This window comes from uncultured Muribaculum sp. (genome assembly GCF_910583865.1).
Taxonomy (GTDB): domain Bacteria; phylum Bacteroidota; class Bacteroidia; order Bacteroidales; family Muribaculaceae; genus Muribaculum.
In genome coordinates this window covers 1-18,100 of record NZ_CAJTYX010000048.1, presented here as the reverse complement: position 1 = coordinate 18,100, position 18,100 = coordinate 1, and the positions used below count along the sequence as shown (strand labels likewise).

Sequence of the window (18,100 nt, the reverse complement as noted above, 5' to 3'; positions counted from 1 at the left end):
GTAAAGAATTGGATGAGGGTGAAGAATACTCTTGAGTATCTTGGATTATGGGAAAGTCTTAACAATCCCGATTTTAAAGGGGTCGAATTCGACCCTATTTTGAGAGAAGCAGGTTCAAATTCCTTTACAATGAGTCCAAGCCGTTGGATAGAACTCACAAATGCAATAGGTATTGTCAATAAAATAGGGCGTGAAGGAGGCACATACGCTCAACGGGATATCGCTTTCAAATTTGCAAGTTGGGTTTCGGTTGAGTTTGAACTTTATCTTGTCAAAGAGTTCCAACGTCTTAAAGAAGAGGAACAGAAGCAACTCGGCTGGTCTGCGAAGCGAGAGCTGTCAAAGATAAATTATCGGATACACACCGATGCCATCAAGCATAATCTGATACCGGCTGAGCTTACCAAGGCTCAAGCAAGTATCATATATGCTAATGAAGCCGACGTGCTGAATGTGGCGATGTTTGGAATGACCGCGAAGCAGTGGCGGGATGCCAATCCCGGCCTTTAAGGAAATATTCGTGATTACGCCTCTATTAATGAGCTGATATGTCTCTCAAATATGGAGAATCTAAATGCAGTGTTTATTGAACAGAGTATGTCGCAACAGGAGCGTCTGATTAAGCTCAACCGGATTGCTATTCATCAGATGGGTGTTCTTGAAAGTGGTGACAATAATAGGAAACTACTGAAATAGTCTTTCAAAATCAGTTATAGGACGCTGGTTCGTTCTGAGTGGCTTCAATAATTTGGATCTTTCTAAATTATTACTGAAATCGCACGGAGGCCACGGAGTTCACAGTGGACAAAGTCTGTAGGTGTGACTCCTGCGGGTGGAATTTGTCTGCTGTGGGTGGAAAGTGAATAATTATTGATAGGGATGTCACACAATGTAAGGGTGTAATACTTTGATTATTAATATTATGCGTTTATTTTCCCGTCATAAAACAGCGGAATCTCCGTTTTTTAGGTAGATTCCGCTATTTTCTGACGGAAATTCCCGGGTACTCTTCCTATGTTTTGGCCTGTTTGTGCTATGTTTGATATCCGTTTTGAGGCTCTATAGGACTTTGTGCTCTGTGTTTGCCGCCCGTTTAATTTCATGGCATGGACTTAGGAAAGGATGCTATGTGTTTCTGATATTAGCCGGTGGAAGTCTATCCGAATTTATTTGTCAGGTCCCAATTGAAATGGGAAGCGCAATATAGCGTGATCAGAGAGATTATGATACCTGCCGCTATGGCGGCTATCCATGTTATCCACAGGAATTTCCGAGTGCGAGGATTGAGGCGTTTGTCGGGTTTCCTGTTGAATGTGAGCCACGCTCTATGGAAAAGTGTGCTTAACGGTATCACTACGGCTATTCCCCAGCACAGGATGTCGAATAAGACATACGCTGCGGCATTGTAGTCATATAGGGCCGGGTTGATTATGAAGTTGCCCATTAGGGGATTGACTCGGAAGATTTCGACTCCGAAGCAGGCGAAGAGCATTTTTACAAGGACTACGAGCATGTTCAGCCCCAGGTAGATCAGGATTGTGCCGATGATGATACATGTGATTACGGAGCAGACGGTTGACAGGCGGGAGGGTCGGTTGCGCTTGTCGACGGGCTTCGGGGTGCGGCTGTCTGTCTCGCTGTCGGTAAGACTCTCTGCATCGATGATGTCGTCGGGGGTGCCGATGAGGCGCATCACGTTCTTTACATGGTCTGCCGTGACTGTGGGCGCGCCGTGTGCCACCGATTCACAGAGTATCTCTGAAATGCGGTTGTCGATGTCGGCGATAATCTCATCCCCGTCGTCTGACTTTGAAAACATCTTCGAGATTGTTTTCCGATATTCCAAAAGCATCAGGTATGCATCCTCCTCGATGGGGAATGTCCGGCTGTCAAGTCTGGCGTTTACTGTAAAATTCATTTTTCGTTTCGATTTTTAAGGTGGTTAATCGTGTTGATGATTCCCGACCAGGAGCTTTCGAGTTCTTTGAGCGCTCTTTTTCCCTCGGAGGTGAGCGAATAGTACTTCCGGGGAGGGCCTTGTGTGGATTCCACCCACTTGTAGGATAGGAGTCCGTCGTTTTTGAGGCGGGTCAGCAGTGGATACAGTGTGCCTTCCACCACTATCATGGATGCGTTTTTAAGCAGGCTGATTATGTCGGAGGAATACGCGCTTTGCTCATGGAGAATGAGCATTATGCAGTATTCCAGCAGCCCTTTGCGCATCTGCGATTTGATTTTGTCGGAGTTGAATGGCATTTGTCGGGTTTATGATGATGCCGCAAAGATATTGTACAAAATAGTACTATGCAATACATAGTACTTGAATTAACTAAGTTTAACTTCTTGCCGTCCTCGGTGTAACTATTCATCCAATGAAACCGCTTGGCCACTAATGGATTGTAGGAACGTACCCCCCGGTGCGTCCACCGTAATACAAAAGGTTTCCGATTGGATCCGGACGCACCTGGGTATGTTTCTACTCTGATAATCAATGTCTTGTGTCAGCCTATTTGGCTGAATAGTTACCCCTCGGTTAATATCGATGTAACGAAAAAATATTCGATTAAATTTGTGTATTTCATCAAATATGTTGTATCTTTGCGATGTGAATAATTGCAATACATCCGGCTGTATTTGTTTAATAACAATATTTTGAGCCTGCTGTTATACGTTATTGCATTGATTTATCGATTTTTATTATCTTAATTTATTGTGAATATGAAAACACCACGTTACAAGTTTGATGAGAAATGGATGGAGTCCATCCGCCTTATGCCGTACATCAGTGTGGAATACACCGAACGGATGATCCGCGATTATATCGAGGGCAAAAGGACTGAGGAATATGTCAATCACGAATTTTGCGAGACATATTTCGAGTGCGCATGGGTGCTGATAAAGGCTCAGATAGATGCCCGCAAGGAGCGCAACGAGCGTGCGCGCCTCAAGCGTGTGGCCCGTCGCGAGGCTCGTCTTGCCGAGGCTGCGCGCAAGAAAGCCATTGAAGATAAACGGATTGCCCGCCAAGAGGCCGCGCGCAAGGCGGAAGCGGATGCCGCCGCTCCGGGCAATACTGACGGCCTACAATCCGGTCTCTCCGACGGCAATCGTGACGGCGGGAGCTGTCCCGTGAAGGAAAATGAGACGGAATCGCCGTCCGTCGGCCAGGCTTGCGGATGCGCCGGAGGTGGCATCGGGATGAGGGAGGCGTATGCCTTCGGCCAGCGGCAGACCGGGACATCCTGCGGCTTTGTAGACAGCTTCCTTGATGGTCCATGCGCGCAGTAGCATGAGGTCATCGCCGCCCCATTCGGCCAGTTCTGAGGGGGAGAGCACACGTGACGCCACGTTGCGCAGCGCCGGGCGGAAATGTTCGCAGTCAATGCCTATCGCCACGTCGCCGGTAGCTGCGCAGAGCATGGCGGTGTCGGCGCAATGGGATATCGATATGGATATGTCGCCCGTTGAGAGTGCAGCGCCGGACGGGATGTCGCCGTTGTCAAAGTATATGTATGGCGCTCCGGTGGATTCGTGGCCGAGCGCGGCATGCGGGCCGAATGCGGCTTCTAAGAGGCGGTCTACGGCCATGCGTTCAGCCTCGCGTCGCTCGTGGCGTCGTGGAACGGCGTCAACCGGTGTGCTCCACACCGTTATCGTGCCGGCATCGATGCGTTTGATCCCGGTGTCGGCATGCATGTCGGAGTGCCTTGTACTACAATCGGGATTCATTTGAGTTTGAGATGCTTGGCCATGTGCATGAGGTCGCGCTCCACACCTTTCACCACGGGCATGTAGCGTTCGGCGTCGTTGTCGTCGTCGCCCGACGCGGGTGGCATCTCAAGGGCGCCGGTGAGCAGGAGCGCCGTGCTGTCGGTGGCGATTATCTGGAGCGGTGTCACCATCGCCCCTGGAGTCTCCACGATTTCCGACGAGAGTCCGGCCGGTGCGGTAAGTGTGGTGACGGTGCTGCGCAACCCTCCGGCATTGAGCGCCATGCGCTCGTGGCGGTTGGTTATGGCACGGTCGAGGGCTTCCTTGTCGAGACGGCTGAGGGTGAGGCGCAGCACTGCTCCGTAGCGCGGGTAGCGCACGTCGATCCATATGGCTTCATCGCCGTGGCTGGCTATGTCGACCGTGGCCGAGTCGTTGACCATCAGCACCACGGGGAGCGAGTCGGAAGCCTGTCGGTAGGCGGAGTCGTAAAGTTCCACGCGTGGGTAGGCGGTGCGGCGCGGCACGGCGGTGTCGGCGCGTTTACCGCTGCAGTCGCCGGTGAGGATTATGAAGATGGCGGCCACGGCGAATGTGGGTAGCATGAGGAGGAGTCGTTTCATATGGCGGCTTCAGTCTGGTCGGGATTTTCCTGCGGCATTACCTTGACGCGCACCGACGATATGCGATGGCGGTCGAGCGAGATTACCAGGAAGCGGCAGCGGTGGTAGACGATTGATTCCTTTGCTTTGGGGAAGTCGCCCTTGATGGCGAGAAGCATCCCGGCGAGGGTGTCGCAGTCCTCGGTGACGTCGGCATAGTCCTCTTCGTCGAGTCCCGTCACACGGAAAAAGTCGGTCAGCAGTGTCTTGCCTTCAAACACGTAGGTGTCGTCGGGAAGTCGCTTGTAGGTGATTTCTTCCTCGTCGTATTCGTCGTTGATGTCGCCCACGATCTCTTCAAGCACGTCCTCCATGGTGACGAGTCCCTGCGTGCCGCCGTATTCGTCGATGACGATGGCCATGTGCATCCGCCGGCGGCGGAAGTCCTCAAGCAGGTCGTCGATCATGCGTGACTCGGGCACGAAGTATGTCTCCCTGATGAGCTTCTGCCATTCGAAGTCCTCGGGTGTGTCCTTTCCGATGTAGGGTAGGAGGTCGCGGCTGTAGAGCACGCCCCGGATGTTGTCGTCGGTGTCCTCGACTACGGGGAGGCGCGAGAACCCGCTCTGTAGCACCACATCCATCACGCGGGAGAATGTGAATCCGTAGTCGATGGTGGTCATGTCGACGCGCGGGGTCATTATCTGCGAGGCGGTGGTGTCGCCGAACTCGAGGATGCCTTCAAGCATCTCCTTCTCGTCGGCTCCTTTCACTTCGGTGATCTCGAGCGCCTGCGACAGGTCATCGACCGAAATCTCGTCGACCTTCTTGGTGATGACGCGGTTTACTATAGATCCGCTCCTGACGAGCATCGATGATATGGGGAAGAAAAGGCGTATGGCGCCGCTTATGCCCCCTGCGGCCATCTTTGCCCATCCCACTGTGTAAGTGTTGGCATAGAGTTTCGGCAAGATCTCGCCGAAAAGGAGTATGAGGAACGTGAGTATTACCGACTGGAATATGAAGTCGAGCACTCCGCTTTCGAAATGGAAAATCTGGTTGAACGCGAAGTTGCAGAGTATGACGATGGTCACGTTGACCAGGTTGTTGGCGATGAGGATGGTGGCGAGCAGTCTCTGTGGCTGCTGCAGGAATCCTTCTATCACCGGACCTTTTGGCGATTCGTCAAGTTCCTCCCGCTGTGCCGGGGTGAGCGAGAAGTAGGCGATTTCGCTGCCCGACACGAATCCTGACATCAGCAGGGCTGCCGCGGCGCATATGAGCGCTATGATGCTTCCGGCGGTCGGGGTGTTTACTGTTATTAGTTGTGCGGCCATTATAAGCCCGGTGAGGGGCGAGGCCGTCGGTAACGGATCGATATCCAAGTCTATGGGGTGTTAGTGAGACATATGTCGCCGGCATCTCCCCTTGTCGGGCGCGCTACGGCGATGAGAAGCACAAAGTTAAATAAACTTTTGCATTCCACCCAATCGCGCCGCGTTTTTTCGCCGACAGGTGTCCCTGGCAAACAATAGAGCGGCCAGGGGTAGTGGCCGCTCTACTGTCGAGGCAAAGCTAAAACAATCGGGGAGAGGAGGGTGATCAGTTGTCGTTGCGGCGGGCGTTCCAGACGAGGAGCGTGAGGAGAACGGAGACAGCGGCGGCGCCTATCCAGAAGATGTTGACGTAGGTGAAATCGTAGATGTCTGCGCCGGTAGCGGGGTCGATTGTCTTTTGTCCTTCGATGAGGATGCCGTTCATGACGTCCTGTAGACCTGCGCCTATGTAGCTCGCTATGCCTACGACGCCGAGGGCGGCTCCTGCTGCGGCACGTGGTGCGATATCGACGGCCATGAGTCCGCCGAGGAAGCAGATGAGCACGCCTATACCGAGGCCGAAGAGCACCATTGCGGTGGCATCGAGCCAGAAGTGTTCGCCGGGGACAAGCAGGAATAGGCATAGCGCCGTGACGTTCATCAGTCCGAAGAGGAGTGCGGGAACGTTGCGCGAGCCCCCGAAGAGGCGGTCGGAGATAAGACCGGAGGCTACTGTGCCGACGATTCCGCAGACGGAGCTTATCGAGATGATTAGTGAGGCGTCGAGGGTGTCGTAGCCCTTTTGTGCCTCAAGGTAGAACACTCCCCACGAGTTAACGGCGTAGCGAGAGATGTACATGAACGCGGACGCGAGGGCGAGACACCATATGGCCGGATTGCGGAGCACGGCCTTCTGTGCGCGGTTGAAGTCGGCGGTGTCAGGCTTGGCGGTAGCGTTCTCGGTGGGGGTTTTTGCCGTCGGTGGCTCGGGGTCGGGGAATCCGAGGCTCTGCGGGGTGTCGCGCATGAATATGAGGAGCATCGCGAATCCGCAGAGTCCTATGGCACCGGCTCCAATCATACCGTAGCGCCATCCGGCCCAGCTGACGAGGAGGGCGATGGTAATGAAGGTTATGGCCTCGCCGAGGTTATGTGAGGCAGACCAGAACCCGTAGTATGTGCCACGGTCTTTGGAGGTATACCAGCGGTTGAGCGAGACCACGCAGGCGGGCGCACCCATCGACTGAAACCATCCGTTGAGTCCCCACAGGATAGTGAATATCCAAAACATCTCGGTCATGCCGAGGACAAGGTTGACCACAGCGGTGAGGAGGAGTCCGGTGGCGAGGAAACGGCGTGCGTTGCAACGGTCGGCAAGGAATCCGTTGGCCATCTTTCCGGCGGCGTAGACAAAGAATAGGCAAGAGCCGATTATGCCGAGCTGTGTCTCGGAGAACACTCCGTCATCGACAATCGGTTTCCGGACTATATTCATCGACAGTCGGCATACGTAGTAGATGGCGTAGCCGAGGGTGGCGGAGATGAACGTGGCGAGGCGCACGCGGCGGAAACGGTCGCGGTCGGTGTCGGGGCGTTCCGCAGGAGCGGAGATGCGGTAGAAGTCCGTGATCCTGTCGATGATCGACCGCCGTTTAGCCGACATATCTTGTGCAAGTTCCATAACTGTCAATCATGAAGTGAGCGAGAACGCAGGTAGTCGAGCAGCAGTTCGGCACGGTCGGTCTGTATGATCCGCGCACCGAGGCTGTCGATGAGAAAACCGTAGGCGGCATCAGGGTCGGTAAGCGCGCGGTCGTCATCATGTCCGCCGCATTGGGTGTCCCACAGCGTGTTGTACCATATCAGAGCCTTCCCTTGCAGCTGCTCTTTCAGGCTTCGGGGGAATGCCACCGTAGAGTCGTTGCCGTAACATAGCTCGTAGGCAGCGGGCTTCAGCTGTGTCATGTATCCCTCCATTAGCTGCGGTGCTTCCGGTTTGTCGAGCTTTACTACCGGCATATATATCACCTTGTCGAGATAGTCGCCGTAGAGACTGTCAACCTCCCCGGCGGGACGTTGTCCTTTCATGATCACCTGCTCCGTGGTGCCTGTCTTTTCGAGAACGGGCATCAGAAGGTCGAAATAACGGTCGGCCTTGTCGAGATTCACCAGCACTCGCCCTTTGGCGGCGAGCATGGCTTCTTCGAGGGTGGGGAGGGAATGGATTGTGCGTATGCCGGCACCGTTTTTCAGTTTAAGCGTGCGCAGGGAGTCGAGAGTCCATTCGCCTACGCGGCCTTTGCCTGTGGTGGTGCGTTCGAGGCGTGAGTCGTGCATCACCATCAGCACCGAGTCTTTCGTGAGCTGTAGGTCGAGCTCGACGATGTCGACACCGATGTCTATCGAATGGCGGATTGCCGCAAGGGAGTTTTCAGGCGCATAACGCCAGTCGCCACGGTGTGCCACCACGAGCACCCCTGTGGTATCACCGCCGAGAATCTTTTTGCGGAGCATTTCCGCACGGCTGATGTCGGCGCCGGCGGATGTCTCTGCATTTTTTGGGGAGGAATTGCAGCCTGAGATTATCGTGGCTGCTATTAATGCGGGGAATAAAAAAGATTTAAGCATGGTTGGGATTGGCTTATTGAATCACTTCGGTTTTGCGATTGTAGACGGTCAAAGGGAGAGGGCATCGCCCCAGAAGGGCATGACGACATTGGCGCTGTTGAGGCGCGATGCGCGGTCAAGTCCAAGTTCGAGTGTCCAGCGGCTGTTTGCCACGTCCTTGTGTCCGAGTTCGAGGATATGGGCAAGCACGGCGACCTTCGGGTTCACTATATTGCCGAGTACATTGTTTTCGGTGAGTGCGTTGACGGCATAGCGGAAAACGTAGAAATCCACATCACGACCGCGCATCGACTCGAATTCGTCGGCGATGAAATTGCTGTCGCCGGAGTGCAGCACGCTCACACCACCACCTTCAACGAAGAATGCCGTGATGGCGAGCGATGAGAGCGGAGAACTATTGTGGTGGGTGATAAAGGAGTGGATGTCAAAGCCTCCTACCTTATAGTCCTTGCCTTCCGTCGACATGAATTCGCTGTTGTTGACTCCCGTGATAGCGAAGTTGGACATCACCGGTTTACCGGCCTCCGACATTGCTGTTGCGAGCGCGTCGCAGCGATGGTCGGCATGGATGTGGGTCATAGCGTAGAAATCAAGGTATGGAGCCAGTTCCGCTCCACGCCGGTGATAGATGTCTATGGCATAATTTCCTGCGGATGTCTGGACTACGATGCCCATATTGTAGAGCATCCACAGACGCGGCTTTCCGTCGGCAGGCATTCCGGCCTTCAGGGCGTCGAGCACCCTGTCGAAAGCGAGGTCGTAACATTGGAGTACAGGGTATAAGTTCTGTATGGCCGCTGACAAAGCCGGCGATGCGTCGCGGTATTTCATATATACGGCCTCTGCGGGGCATGCATCGGCCCATCCCTGGATTGTGGCGTAGGCTGCGGTGCGTGTATCCTTGGCTGAGAGTTCGGGGGCTGTCGACCATATCGACTGCATCGACGAGGTGGCCTCTGTGGAGAAATTCTTTACAGGCTCTTCGACGCGTGTCGCATTGTCATCGTCATCGCATGCCGTGCATGCGAGCCACAGGCTGCAGAAGAAGAGGGCGATGATTCTGCCACGGATTGTGAGACCCATGGCGAATTTATTTAGAATTGATTTGTGATTCATCTTCGATTGATTTTATTATTTCAGTGAGTTGGTTCCGTGTATGTTGCCTCCCCGGCAGGGCCATCCCTCCGTGGCAGGGAGGATCCCGATGTTGAATGTGGCTATCGAACCGTTTAGTCCGTAGTAGAGACGTGCGTCAGGGCCGATGCATACGGGTGACATCGTCTGGGCGATGTTTGTGAGCACCGTAGCGGATCCGTCGGGGGCTATGTCGAGGACAGCGAATGGCGATGCGTACTGTGTGATGTAGGCATGCGAGTCGGCACCAATGGCGAAGCCGGAGTAGGTGTAGCCGAGTCCGGCTGAATATTTCCATTTCAGTGTGCCTGCGTAGGTCACTGCATACAGGGCGCCGTTCTTCTCGTTGAAATACACTGTTCCCTGTGCGTCTACCACGGGATGGTAGCAGTCGTTGTACTCCGAGGCATAAGTCCACTTGGTAGCGCCTGAGGCCATGTCGACGGCGGCGACTCCACCTTTTCCTTTGAGTGTGGCGAATATCACCCCGCGAGAGGAGTCGATGGCGAGCGAGCCTCCACGTTCGGTGACCTTATGGGCGTCCGCCGACTGCCAGAGGCGTGTGCCTGCGGGAGAGTATGCCCATATGCCTGACGAGGTGCCTGCATATATGTTGCCTGCGGCATCGACGGCTACGCCGCCTGCATTGCCGGAGAGGTCGGCGGTCCATTTATGGGCGCCGTCGGCGGCGTCATATGCGATAAGTTTCGCCCCGTCGCACAAGGCGTATACGACACCGTCGGAAGTGACTGCCGGAGCGGCCTTAACGGCCTTCCCCATGGAAGCCTGCCATTTTACAGTGCCGTTGGGGGTGAAGGCATAGAGCGTACCGGCGCCATCCTCTGTGCCGAGGTACACCTTTCCGTCAGGCCCTACCGCGATGCCCGCGCCGTAGGTGGCTGCCGCGAGCGTCTGCTGCCATCTGATTTCGCCGGTTATGGCGTTTATGGCCAGGAGTGTCTTGGTCGACTGGGATATGCTGTAGAGGGTCTGGCCGTCGGGAGAGAAGGCGAAGTTGGATGCTTTCTGATAGCCCGCTCCGGCCATCTCCGACCATGCGAATTCCTGGACATCGACGGTTATCGAGCCTGTTTCGCTGCTTCCGTCGGTATATGTCACCGTGATGGTCACGATGTTACTTCCGGGGGTGGCGAACAGATGGGTTGCTGTCTCTGCGGTAGAGATTGCCTTGCCGTCGACACTCCATTCCACCGATGCGATTGTCCCTGCCACGAAGTAGGCGGGATTGTATTCGAGCTTGCATAGTTCATACGGGTGCGGATTCTCGGGCGACACTGCAATAGGGCTGATCTGTCCCGGGGTGGCCGACGAGCGAAGTGTCTCCGATTTGCCGTGGGAGTAGATGACGGTGATGGCGAATTCATATTCCGTGTCGTTTACGAGGTCGTTGATGAGCATGCTTTCCGCACCTTGTGCGGCGGTAAGGGTTTTCGATACGGCATCGGTTGATGACACTTCGATTTCATATGAGTGGGAGAGCCCGGTCTCCGGGGCGGTCCAGGAAAGGAACGCCCTCTTGTCGCCGGCCATAGCCTTGAAGCCCGACACCGGTATGCGTGTGGTCTTTGGGGTGGCCGATGTCGTAATCCTGCGTGCGAGCCCCGAGGGGTAGCGGCTCTGTACGGCGAAATTATACATCAAGTCGTTGGTAAGCCCCTGAATAGTGGCTGAAGTGGTGTTGCCGTCGACCTCCGTCTCGCCGGCGCTGTCAGAGGCTCCTGACGCACTCCATGTGATGTAGTATGACACAGGTGAGGGTTTCCCTTCCTGAGGTGTCCACAGAAGGGTCACGCTCTCGTCGCCGGGAGTGGCGGTCACTTCGTCAAGTTCGAAGCGGTCGAACGATGCCGAATAGTTTGTTTCATCCTCGCATGCGGTGAAAGCCAGTGCCGCAGCGACCATCAGGCCAATGCCTGCTATCTTGAGTTTCATGTTGAAAAACGTCTTAATCATTTAAGGAATTGGTTGTCAATAGCCGGGATTCTGCCATAGGAGCGACTGATCGTTGATGCGCTCTATTTCCGAGGATGGGATGGGGTAAAGCATCTGATAATCCTGGATGTGCTTGCCCTCGGCGGCCGCGGCATCCTTGGCGCCTCCGAGGCGCACGCTGTCGAACCATCGGTGTCCCTCGTAGGGGAACTCCTTCTGGCGTTCGAGCATCACCGCCTTGCGGAACTCGTCCTGCGAGGGTATGTCGGCAATATCGATTACCGGCAGTCCGGCACGTGTGTGCACGCTGTTGAGGGCTTTGAGCGCCTCGGAATTACGGTCGTTTACGAACGCCACTTCGTTGAGTGCCTCGGCATACATCAGCAGTATGTCGGCGTATCGGATGAGGATGTTGTCGGGACCGTACTGCATGGTGGAGGCGTCGCGCGTGTCATAGAATTTGCGCATGAGATGGACGTTCACCCCGGGCACCTTCACATATTCCAGAAGGCCGGCGCGGGCATCGGAAGTGTTGTCATACAGATGCTTTAGTGTTTCGGTGCGGTTGTTGTCGTCGGTAGCGTTGGTGATGGAGTACCAGGCTCCGTGGCCTTCGCCGGGGACAGTCTTGTTGTAGCGCACGGCGAATATTACTTCGCAGTTCATCTTGTTGTCGACATCGAACACGTCGGCGATGTTGTCGAGGAGCTCATAGGTGCCAATCATGCCGCGGAGCAGGTCGGCGGCTTTCTGAGGCTGCCTGAATGTAAGGTACACCTTGGCGAGGAGCGCTTTCGCGGCCCCGCTTGTCGCGCGGCCCACATCCTTTCCGCTATAGGAGTCGGGGAGCATGTTCTCGTTGATAATCTGTTCGAGGTCACCTGCGAGGTAGGCGTACATCTCGTCGGTCGAGGCACGTCCGAGTTTAAGGGACTCGGCAACAGTGAGCACCCGGCGCGGAACGGGGACTGTGCCCCAAGCGCGGTACATGTTGAAGAACGTGAGGGCTCGTACGAACATAGCCTCACCTTTGAACTGCATCTTCTTTACGTTGTCGAACTCAGCCCCGTCAATCTTGTCGAGAATCTTGTTGCAACGGTATATGCCGTTGTAGAAGTTTTCCCAAAGTTTGTCGATGATGCTGTTGGCCGATGTCTCCTTGAACGTGTCGATGTCGTAGCGGTCCTGGGTGCCTGCCGTGGGTGCGTTGAGGGACAGGTTGTCGCTGCGGTACTCGCACATCTCGATGTAGAAGTCCATCTGTGTCTGCAACTTGGAGTAGCAGGCGTTGACGGCCAGCTCGAAGTCGTTTTCGGTTTTGTACACTTTGTCGCCTGTCACTTCGTCGTCAGGCTGCAGGTCGAAGAAGCTGTCGCTGCATGATGTCGCCGCAGACATCAGGATTGCGCCTGCAATGAACGGCAATGCGGTCTTTATATATTTGAACATAGTTTTTTACCGGTTTAGAACAAGTGTTTAGAATGTGGTGATGTTCAGGCCGACCATGAAAGTGCGGGCCAGGGGGTATGTTCCGTAGTCCTCACCAGGAGTGAGGGCGTTTGAGCTGCGTAGACTTACCTCGGGGTTATAGCCCGAATAGTTTGTCCATGTATGGAGGTTGTTGCCGGAGAAGTAGATGCGGCATTTCTCGATATGCAGCTTCTTTGTCCATGCGGCAGGGAGGGTGTAGCCCACGGTGAGGTTTTGCAGTCGCAGGTATGAGCCGTCCTCGACGTGCCACGTGGAGGTACGTGCGTTGTAGCCGGTCTGTTTGCGGTTTGCACGGTTGGTCTGTCCATCGCCGGGGTTCGATGCGGAGTGCCATCGGTTGAGCGATGCTTTCGTGCCGTTGGTGTTTCCCTCCATGTTGTCGAGGTATCGTCGGTTGAGGTTGAGGATTTCGTTGCCGTAGACACCCTGGAACGCGAATGACAGGTCGATGCCTTTCCATTGCAGCTGGCCGTTGAACCCGTAGGTGAAGTCGGGCATGTAGTTGCCCACTACGGCACGGTCGGTGTTTACGTCGAGGACACCGTCGCCGTTGACATCGACGAAGCGGAAGTCGCCGGGACGTGCGTTCTCGAAGTGGGGATATGCGCGTAGTTCCTCCTCGTTTTTGAATATACCGTCCTGAACGAGCAGGTAGTAACTGCCGATAGGTTTTCCGACCTGGGTGATGTAGTATGCGTGCTCTACCGAACCTGATTTGATGATTGGCGCGTTATTCTGGCCGAGTTCTTTGACTTCATTCCAGTTTTTCGCCCATGTGGCATTGAAGTTGTAGGTGATGCCGTTGGCGAACGAGTGGCTTGAGCCGAGCGTCACCTCGAAGCCGTGGTTGTTGACTTTTCCGATGTTCATTAGTGTCGAACCGTAGCCGGTGGGGCGTGGTACGAGCACGTTCTGAAGCATGTCGTGGGTATCGGCGTTGTAGTATTCGCCTGTAAACTTTATCAATCCGTTGAGGGCGAGAAGGTCGATTCCGACGTTGACCATCTTGGTCTTTTCCCATGTGAGGTCGGGGTTGTCGACAGATGTGGGCTTGTATCCGCTTACGAGCGATCCGCTACCGGTGCCGAGGATGTAGTCCTCGATTCCCATAGTGGACAGATGCTCGTAGTTTCCAATGTTGAAGTTACCAGTCTCGCCATAGCTTACGCGGAGCTTTCCGTCATCGAGCCAGCGCATCGATGAGATGTTGCGCCACCACTCCTCGCCGGTGAATCGCCATGCGGCCGAAGCCGACGGGAAGTAGCCCCACCGGTTGTTCTTTCCGAAGCGCGATGAGCCGTCGGCGCGGATTGCAGCGGAGAGCATGTAGATGCCGTCGTAGGAGTACTGCACTCGGGCGAGATATGAGGCGAGCGACCATTGTGTGGTCTTGGAGGTGCCGTCGGCGACGGTGCCTCCCGTGATGGTCTGGATATAGTCGTTGGGGTAGTCTGTGGCCTTGACCCATACGCCTTTGTATGTCTCTTTCTGTGCCGACTGGACAAGTACGGCATTGACGCTATGGCGTCCGAAGTCGCGGTACCATGTGAGCTGGTTCTCGAAGAGCCAGTTGTAGTAGCTGCCGTTTGAGACCTCAGCCACAGGGTTGGATGCTTGGTCGTAGTATGCTTTTCCGAGGAGGGGCAGGGTGGAGGGGCGGTAGGTTTCCTCGTTGGCTCCGTAGTAGTTGCCTCCGAATGATGTCTGGAACTTGAATCCGCGGCCGAAGTCGAATGCTAGGAATCCGCGTCCGGTGAAGTTGAATCGTGTGATTTTGTCCTTCACAAGTGTCGCGAGGGCTACGGGGTTGAGGATTTCGTTGTGCTGGTAGTCGTTGCCTTGACGCCAATAGCCGTTTCCCTGCCAGTTGAATGAACCGTCGGAATTATATACTGGCCATATCGGGCATGAAGCGAGCGCCGACTGTACCACGCCTCCGCTTCCGTAGGATCCGGATGCGTTGACCTTGTTGCTCTCGGAATATGAGGGTGACATGTTGGCGCCATAGCTCAGACGCTGATATTTCCCGTCGACGTTGAGTCGGAACGAGTATTTCTTGAAGTCGGAGTTGATGATCACACCTTCCTTGTTGAGGTAGTTGGCGGATATGAAATAGTTTGTGTCACCGGACTTCCCGCTTACGCCTATGTTATGGTTCATGGAGAATCCGGTGCGGAAAATAGCGTCCTGCCAGTCGGTGTCGACAAGTCCGCGCATCCCTTGTAGGTAAGGCTCGAACTCGAGCGGGTAGTTGGAGAACGATTCGGGACGCGAGCCGTTGGGATCGATGCCCCCGGGATGGAGGTCAAGGTAGGCGTTGGTGTGGGCCTCGGCCGAGAATGCGGCATATTCGTAGGCGTTCATCATGTCGATTTTCTTAGACACCTTGTCCCATGAGAGCCATCCGTCGTAGGTGACCTTGGCATGTTCGGATGTGCCTTTCTTGGTGGTGATTATTATTACACCGTTGGATCCACGTGAGCCGTATATCGCGGCAGCCGAAGCATCTTTGAGCACTTCGAGGCTCTCGATGTCATTGGGGTTGATGTTGCTGAGGCCGTTTTCCATAGGCACACCATCGACGATGTAGAGGGGGTCATTGCCGGCAGTGGCCGAGCTGATACCTCGCACGCGCACCATCACGTTGTTGCCTTCGGGGTCGCCGGATGTCTGCATCACCTGGACACCGGGCATCTTTCCCGCCATAGACTGGCGGAAGTCGCTTGAGGGGAGGTTGGCGATGTCGCCTGACTTTATCTGCGATATGGCAGTGGAGACGTCGCGCTTCTTCTGTACGCCGTAGCCCACGACCACGACCTCCTCAAGCACTTCGGCATTCTCTTTCATCTCTACCGATGCGAGCGCGGCGGCATCGTTTGCCGCAATTTCCCGTGGCATGCATCCGATCATTGAAAACACGATGGTGGCATCGGCGGGTACGTCCGTCAGGTTGTAGTTTCCGTCGAGGTCGGTCGAGCAGCCGTTGGAAGTCCCTTTCACCATCACGGTAGCTCCGATGGCAGGATCGCCGAAGTTGTCGAGGACCACACCTTTTACGGTGACTTTCCCTGACTTCGACGCTTTAGGGGCTGAGCCTGCTGCTTTGATGACTATGTTCTTGCCGTTGATGGAGTAATCGGCGTTCTGTCCTTTAAGCAGCATGGCTACCGCATTCTGGAGGTTGTCGGCTTTTACACTGACTTTGTGGGTGGTGTCGAGGTCGGCATCGGCATATACGAACGTATATCCGGTCTGCCGCTCGATCTCGGTCATGGCTTGCTTCAAGGTGGTGTCATGGAGGTTGAGGCTCAGAGACTGGGCCGTCAACATCGCCGCACATCCCTGGGCCATGATTACGGATAGCAAAATCCTTTTGATTTCCATAAGGTTTATTTGATTGGTTTAGATTTGAATTGAAAAATAAATGAGGTATAAAAAAGCCGGTTGCGGCGTGGTAGGTATCAGTCGGAGTATATGGTTATGCCGTTGGCGGTGCGTCGGAACTGCATGCGTCCTGTAGCTGCGAGGGATTCAAGGATGTCGTCGAGCGATTGTGTCTCTCGGAAGAATTTTCCTGATACTTTCAGTGATGACAGTGCGGGGTCGGCGATCACGATGGTGGTACCATAGCTTCTTTCGAGCGACCTGACAAGCCTTGATAGTGGATATCGCTCGTAGCTGAGCACACCTCTTGTCCAGTCGGTGTTGCCGTCGGTGAACCCGGTCTCGGAGATTCTTCCGTCGGCACGGTCGAGCGTCAGGGATTGGCCGGATGTGATATGGTGCTCGATGCTGTCGGTGCGGCTTTTCATTCCGAGATGTCCTGAGATGAGCGATACGGTGGCTATCGAATCCTCGGGGTAGCTGCTGATGGTGAATGTCGTGCCGTAGACCTTCACTGTGGCGCCGCCTATGTCGACGAGGAAATGAGCGCCTGTGTCGTGGGCCACGCTGAAATATCCTTCGCCGGAGAGGGCTACCGAGCGCGCCCCTTGTCCGTAGTCTGCCGGATAGCGCAGTGTAGATCCGCCGTTGAGCATCACATAGCTTCCGTCGGGTAGATTCACACACGACTGCGAGCCTTGGGGAGCGATGAACTCGGTGTAGCCGACAGGTTGCTGCGGGAGCGACGTTCCTCGGCTGAGCAACAGCGCTCCGCCACCGAATCCTATCGCGACGGCAGCGGCGTAGCCGAGAATGGTTTTGACTGTCCGGAGGCGTGTCCTGCCCGGACTTGCGGCGCACCGTGCGCGGAACGACTCGAATGCCGCGTCGCAGTCGAAGCCGCCGAGCGAAGCGGAGGTGTCCTTGCGAGTGAGGTGCCATATCTCGCGCATCCGCATGAAATGGTCGCGGTTGTCGATGTCGGCTACAATCCATTTCTCCAGTTCCATGAGGCCTTCGGTGTCGATCTCCCCGGAGAGGAAATCGACAATCAATAGATTGATATGCTCGTCGTTGAAGTGTGCCATGGGTGGTGCCTATGTTGTTAGAGTGACGATAAAAGTGAGCCGAGTGGGTAGGATATATAGTATGAAATAGCCGAAAAAAATATTAACAGATGGATATATGGCTTTATATATTTGTCTATAAGCTTGAGGGCCTGCTTGATGTGGTATTTTACGGTGTTGACGGATATGCCATCCTCCCGGCTGATTTCTTCATATTTTCTGCCGCCGATGCGGCTTTTCAGAAACACGTTGCGTGTGGCGGGAGGGAGTGAGTCGATGGCATCCTGGATTTTGTCCTCAAGTTCTTTCTCGATGAGTTGGCCGAGCGGGCAGTCGTCGGCGGTGAGTCCTGAAAATATATCATGGTGGTCGTTGTCGTCGTTGTTGATGTGCCCGACGAGCACTTCACGCCGATTGACTTTGGATTTCAGGAAGTCGAGGCACTGATGACGTGTGGCGGTTATAAGATAAGCCCTTATGGATGTGTGTATCTGTATGTTTTCATGGTTTTCCCATAACCGGAACATCACGTCGCTCACAATGGACTCGGCAATGGTGCGTGAGCCTACATAGTCCCACGCGACCATGCACATGGCGGCGTAATGGTGGCGATAAAGGTAGCGGAAAGCCTCTTCGCTGCCCTGTCGTAATTGCCCGGCGATCAGTAATTCGGTGTAATTAATGGAATCCATCTTACTCTTATGGAAGATAGACGGAAAAAACGGGCGAAAGGGTAGTGGTGAGGATGAAATTTTGAAAATAAATTATTACTGTCCGCTAAACTTTAGAGGGCGATTGAAAAATAGGACCGATT

At 54.7% G+C, this 18,100-nt stretch carries 13 protein-coding genes and 1 pseudogene; 1 reads left to right on the top strand and 13 read right to left on the bottom strand.

The window, feature by feature from the left end; translation table 11 throughout:
* Positions 1-696 (top strand): annotated as a pseudogene (locus QZ303_RS09455) (KilA-N domain-containing protein); the annotation flags it as partial.
* A 460-nt stretch (positions 697-1,156) separates the two neighbouring features.
* Here the strand turns inward: QZ303_RS09455 and QZ303_RS09450 are convergent.
* The 13 genes from QZ303_RS09450 to QZ303_RS09390 form a co-directional block, all read right to left on the bottom strand.
* Positions 1,157-1,918: a hypothetical protein gene (locus tag QZ303_RS09450; RefSeq protein WP_295732128.1), complete on the bottom strand. Its 762-nt coding sequence runs from the start codon at positions 1,916-1,918 to the stop codon at positions 1,157-1,159.
* The gene (locus tag QZ303_RS09445) at positions 1,915-2,256 is read right to left on the bottom strand and encodes a PadR family transcriptional regulator (RefSeq protein WP_295732125.1); all 342 of its coding nucleotides are present in this window, start codon (positions 2,254-2,256) and stop codon (positions 1,915-1,917) included. Before QZ303_RS09445 ends, QZ303_RS09450 begins: the two co-directional genes overlap by 4 nt.
* A gap of 825 nt (positions 2,257-3,081) precedes the next feature.
* Positions 3,082-3,729, bottom strand: coding sequence for a 4'-phosphopantetheinyl transferase superfamily protein (locus QZ303_RS09440; protein WP_295732122.1), 648 nt, complete (start codon positions 3,727-3,729; stop codon positions 3,082-3,084).
* Positions 3,726-4,334, bottom strand: a complete 609-nt coding sequence (locus QZ303_RS09435; RefSeq protein ID WP_295732119.1) for a hypothetical protein — start codon at positions 4,332-4,334, stop codon at positions 3,726-3,728. Before QZ303_RS09435 ends, QZ303_RS09440 begins: the two co-directional genes overlap by 4 nt.
* Positions 4,331-5,650: a gliding motility-associated protein GldE gene (gene gldE, locus QZ303_RS09430; protein WP_295732115.1), complete on the bottom strand. Its 1,320-nt coding sequence runs from the start codon at positions 5,648-5,650 to the stop codon at positions 4,331-4,333. Before gldE ends, QZ303_RS09435 begins: the two co-directional genes overlap by 4 nt.
* Before the next feature lie 265 nt (positions 5,651-5,915).
* Positions 5,916-7,271, bottom strand: a complete 1,356-nt coding sequence (locus tag QZ303_RS09425; protein WP_295732137.1) for an MFS transporter — start codon at positions 7,269-7,271, stop codon at positions 5,916-5,918.
* Positions 7,272-7,315: 44 nt separating this feature from the next.
* The gene (locus QZ303_RS09420; RefSeq protein WP_295732134.1) at positions 7,316-8,143 is read right to left on the bottom strand and encodes a glycerophosphodiester phosphodiesterase family protein; all 828 of its coding nucleotides are present in this window, start codon (positions 8,141-8,143) and stop codon (positions 7,316-7,318) included.
* A gap of 162 nt (positions 8,144-8,305) precedes the next feature.
* Positions 8,306-9,373: a hypothetical protein gene (locus QZ303_RS09415; protein ID WP_295732112.1), complete on the bottom strand. Its 1,068-nt coding sequence runs from the start codon at positions 9,371-9,373 to the stop codon at positions 8,306-8,308.
* Between the two features lie 15 nt (positions 9,374-9,388).
* Positions 9,389-11,344, bottom strand: a complete 1,956-nt coding sequence (locus tag QZ303_RS09410) for a PQQ-binding-like beta-propeller repeat protein (RefSeq protein ID WP_295732109.1) — start codon at positions 11,342-11,344, stop codon at positions 9,389-9,391.
* A 36-nt stretch (positions 11,345-11,380) separates the two neighbouring features.
* Complete coding sequence (locus QZ303_RS09405) at positions 11,381-12,793, bottom strand: RagB/SusD family nutrient uptake outer membrane protein (protein WP_295732107.1); 1,413 nt, start codon at positions 12,791-12,793, stop codon at positions 11,381-11,383.
* A 27-nt stretch (positions 12,794-12,820) separates the two neighbouring features.
* Positions 12,821-16,108, bottom strand: coding sequence for a TonB-dependent receptor (locus tag QZ303_RS09400; RefSeq protein WP_295732131.1), 3,288 nt, complete (start codon positions 16,106-16,108; stop codon positions 12,821-12,823).
* Between the two features lie 188 nt (positions 16,109-16,296).
* Positions 16,297-17,307 carry a FecR domain-containing protein gene (locus QZ303_RS09395; protein WP_295732105.1) on the bottom strand — a complete coding sequence of 337 codons (1,011 nt, stop codon included), beginning with the start codon at positions 17,305-17,307 and terminating at the stop codon, positions 16,297-16,299.
* 17 nt (positions 17,308-17,324) lie between these two features.
* Positions 17,325-17,978 carry an RNA polymerase sigma-70 factor gene (locus tag QZ303_RS09390; RefSeq protein ID WP_295732102.1) on the bottom strand — a complete coding sequence of 218 codons (654 nt, stop codon included), beginning with the start codon at positions 17,976-17,978 and terminating at the stop codon, positions 17,325-17,327.
* Positions 17,979-18,100 lie beyond the last annotated feature (122 nt).

What these genes read in the sequence shown, in the direction of transcription:
- QZ303_RS09395 (WP_295732105.1), bottom strand. Translation starts at nt 17,307, where the DNA reads ATGGCACACTTCAACGACGAGCATATCAATCTATTGATTGTCGATTTC.
- QZ303_RS09390 (WP_295732102.1), bottom strand. Translation starts at nt 17,978, where the DNA reads ATGGATTCCATTAATTACACCGAATTACTGATCGCCGGGCAATTACGA.
- QZ303_RS09440 (WP_295732122.1), bottom strand. Translation starts at nt 3,729, where the DNA reads ATGAATCCCGATTGTAGTACAAGGCACTCCGACATGCATGCCGACACC.
- QZ303_RS09445 (WP_295732125.1), bottom strand. Translation starts at nt 2,256, where the DNA reads ATGCCATTCAACTCCGACAAAATCAAATCGCAGATGCGCAAAGGGCTG.
- QZ303_RS09420 (WP_295732134.1), bottom strand. Translation starts at nt 8,143, where the DNA reads ATGCTCCGCAAAAAGATTCTCGGCGGTGATACCACAGGGGTGCTCGTG.
- QZ303_RS09400 (WP_295732131.1), bottom strand. Translation starts at nt 16,108, where the DNA reads ATGACCGAGATCGAGCGGCAGACCGGATATACGTTCGTATATGCCGAT.
- QZ303_RS09415 (WP_295732112.1), bottom strand. Translation starts at nt 9,373, where the DNA reads ATGAATCACAAATCAATTCTAAATAAATTCGCCATGGGTCTCACAATC.
- QZ303_RS09410 (WP_295732109.1), bottom strand. Translation starts at nt 11,344, where the DNA reads ATGAAACTCAAGATAGCAGGCATTGGCCTGATGGTCGCTGCGGCACTG.
- QZ303_RS09435 (WP_295732119.1), bottom strand. Translation starts at nt 4,334, where the DNA reads ATGAAACGACTCCTCCTCATGCTACCCACATTCGCCGTGGCCGCCATC.
- gldE (WP_295732115.1), bottom strand. Translation starts at nt 5,650, where the DNA reads ATGGCCGCACAACTAATAACAGTAAACACCCCGACCGCCGGAAGCATC.
- QZ303_RS09450 (WP_295732128.1), bottom strand. Translation starts at nt 1,918, where the DNA reads ATGAATTTTACAGTAAACGCCAGACTTGACAGCCGGACATTCCCCATC.
- QZ303_RS09405 (WP_295732107.1), bottom strand. Translation starts at nt 12,793, where the DNA reads ATGTTCAAATATATAAAGACCGCATTGCCGTTCATTGCAGGCGCAATC.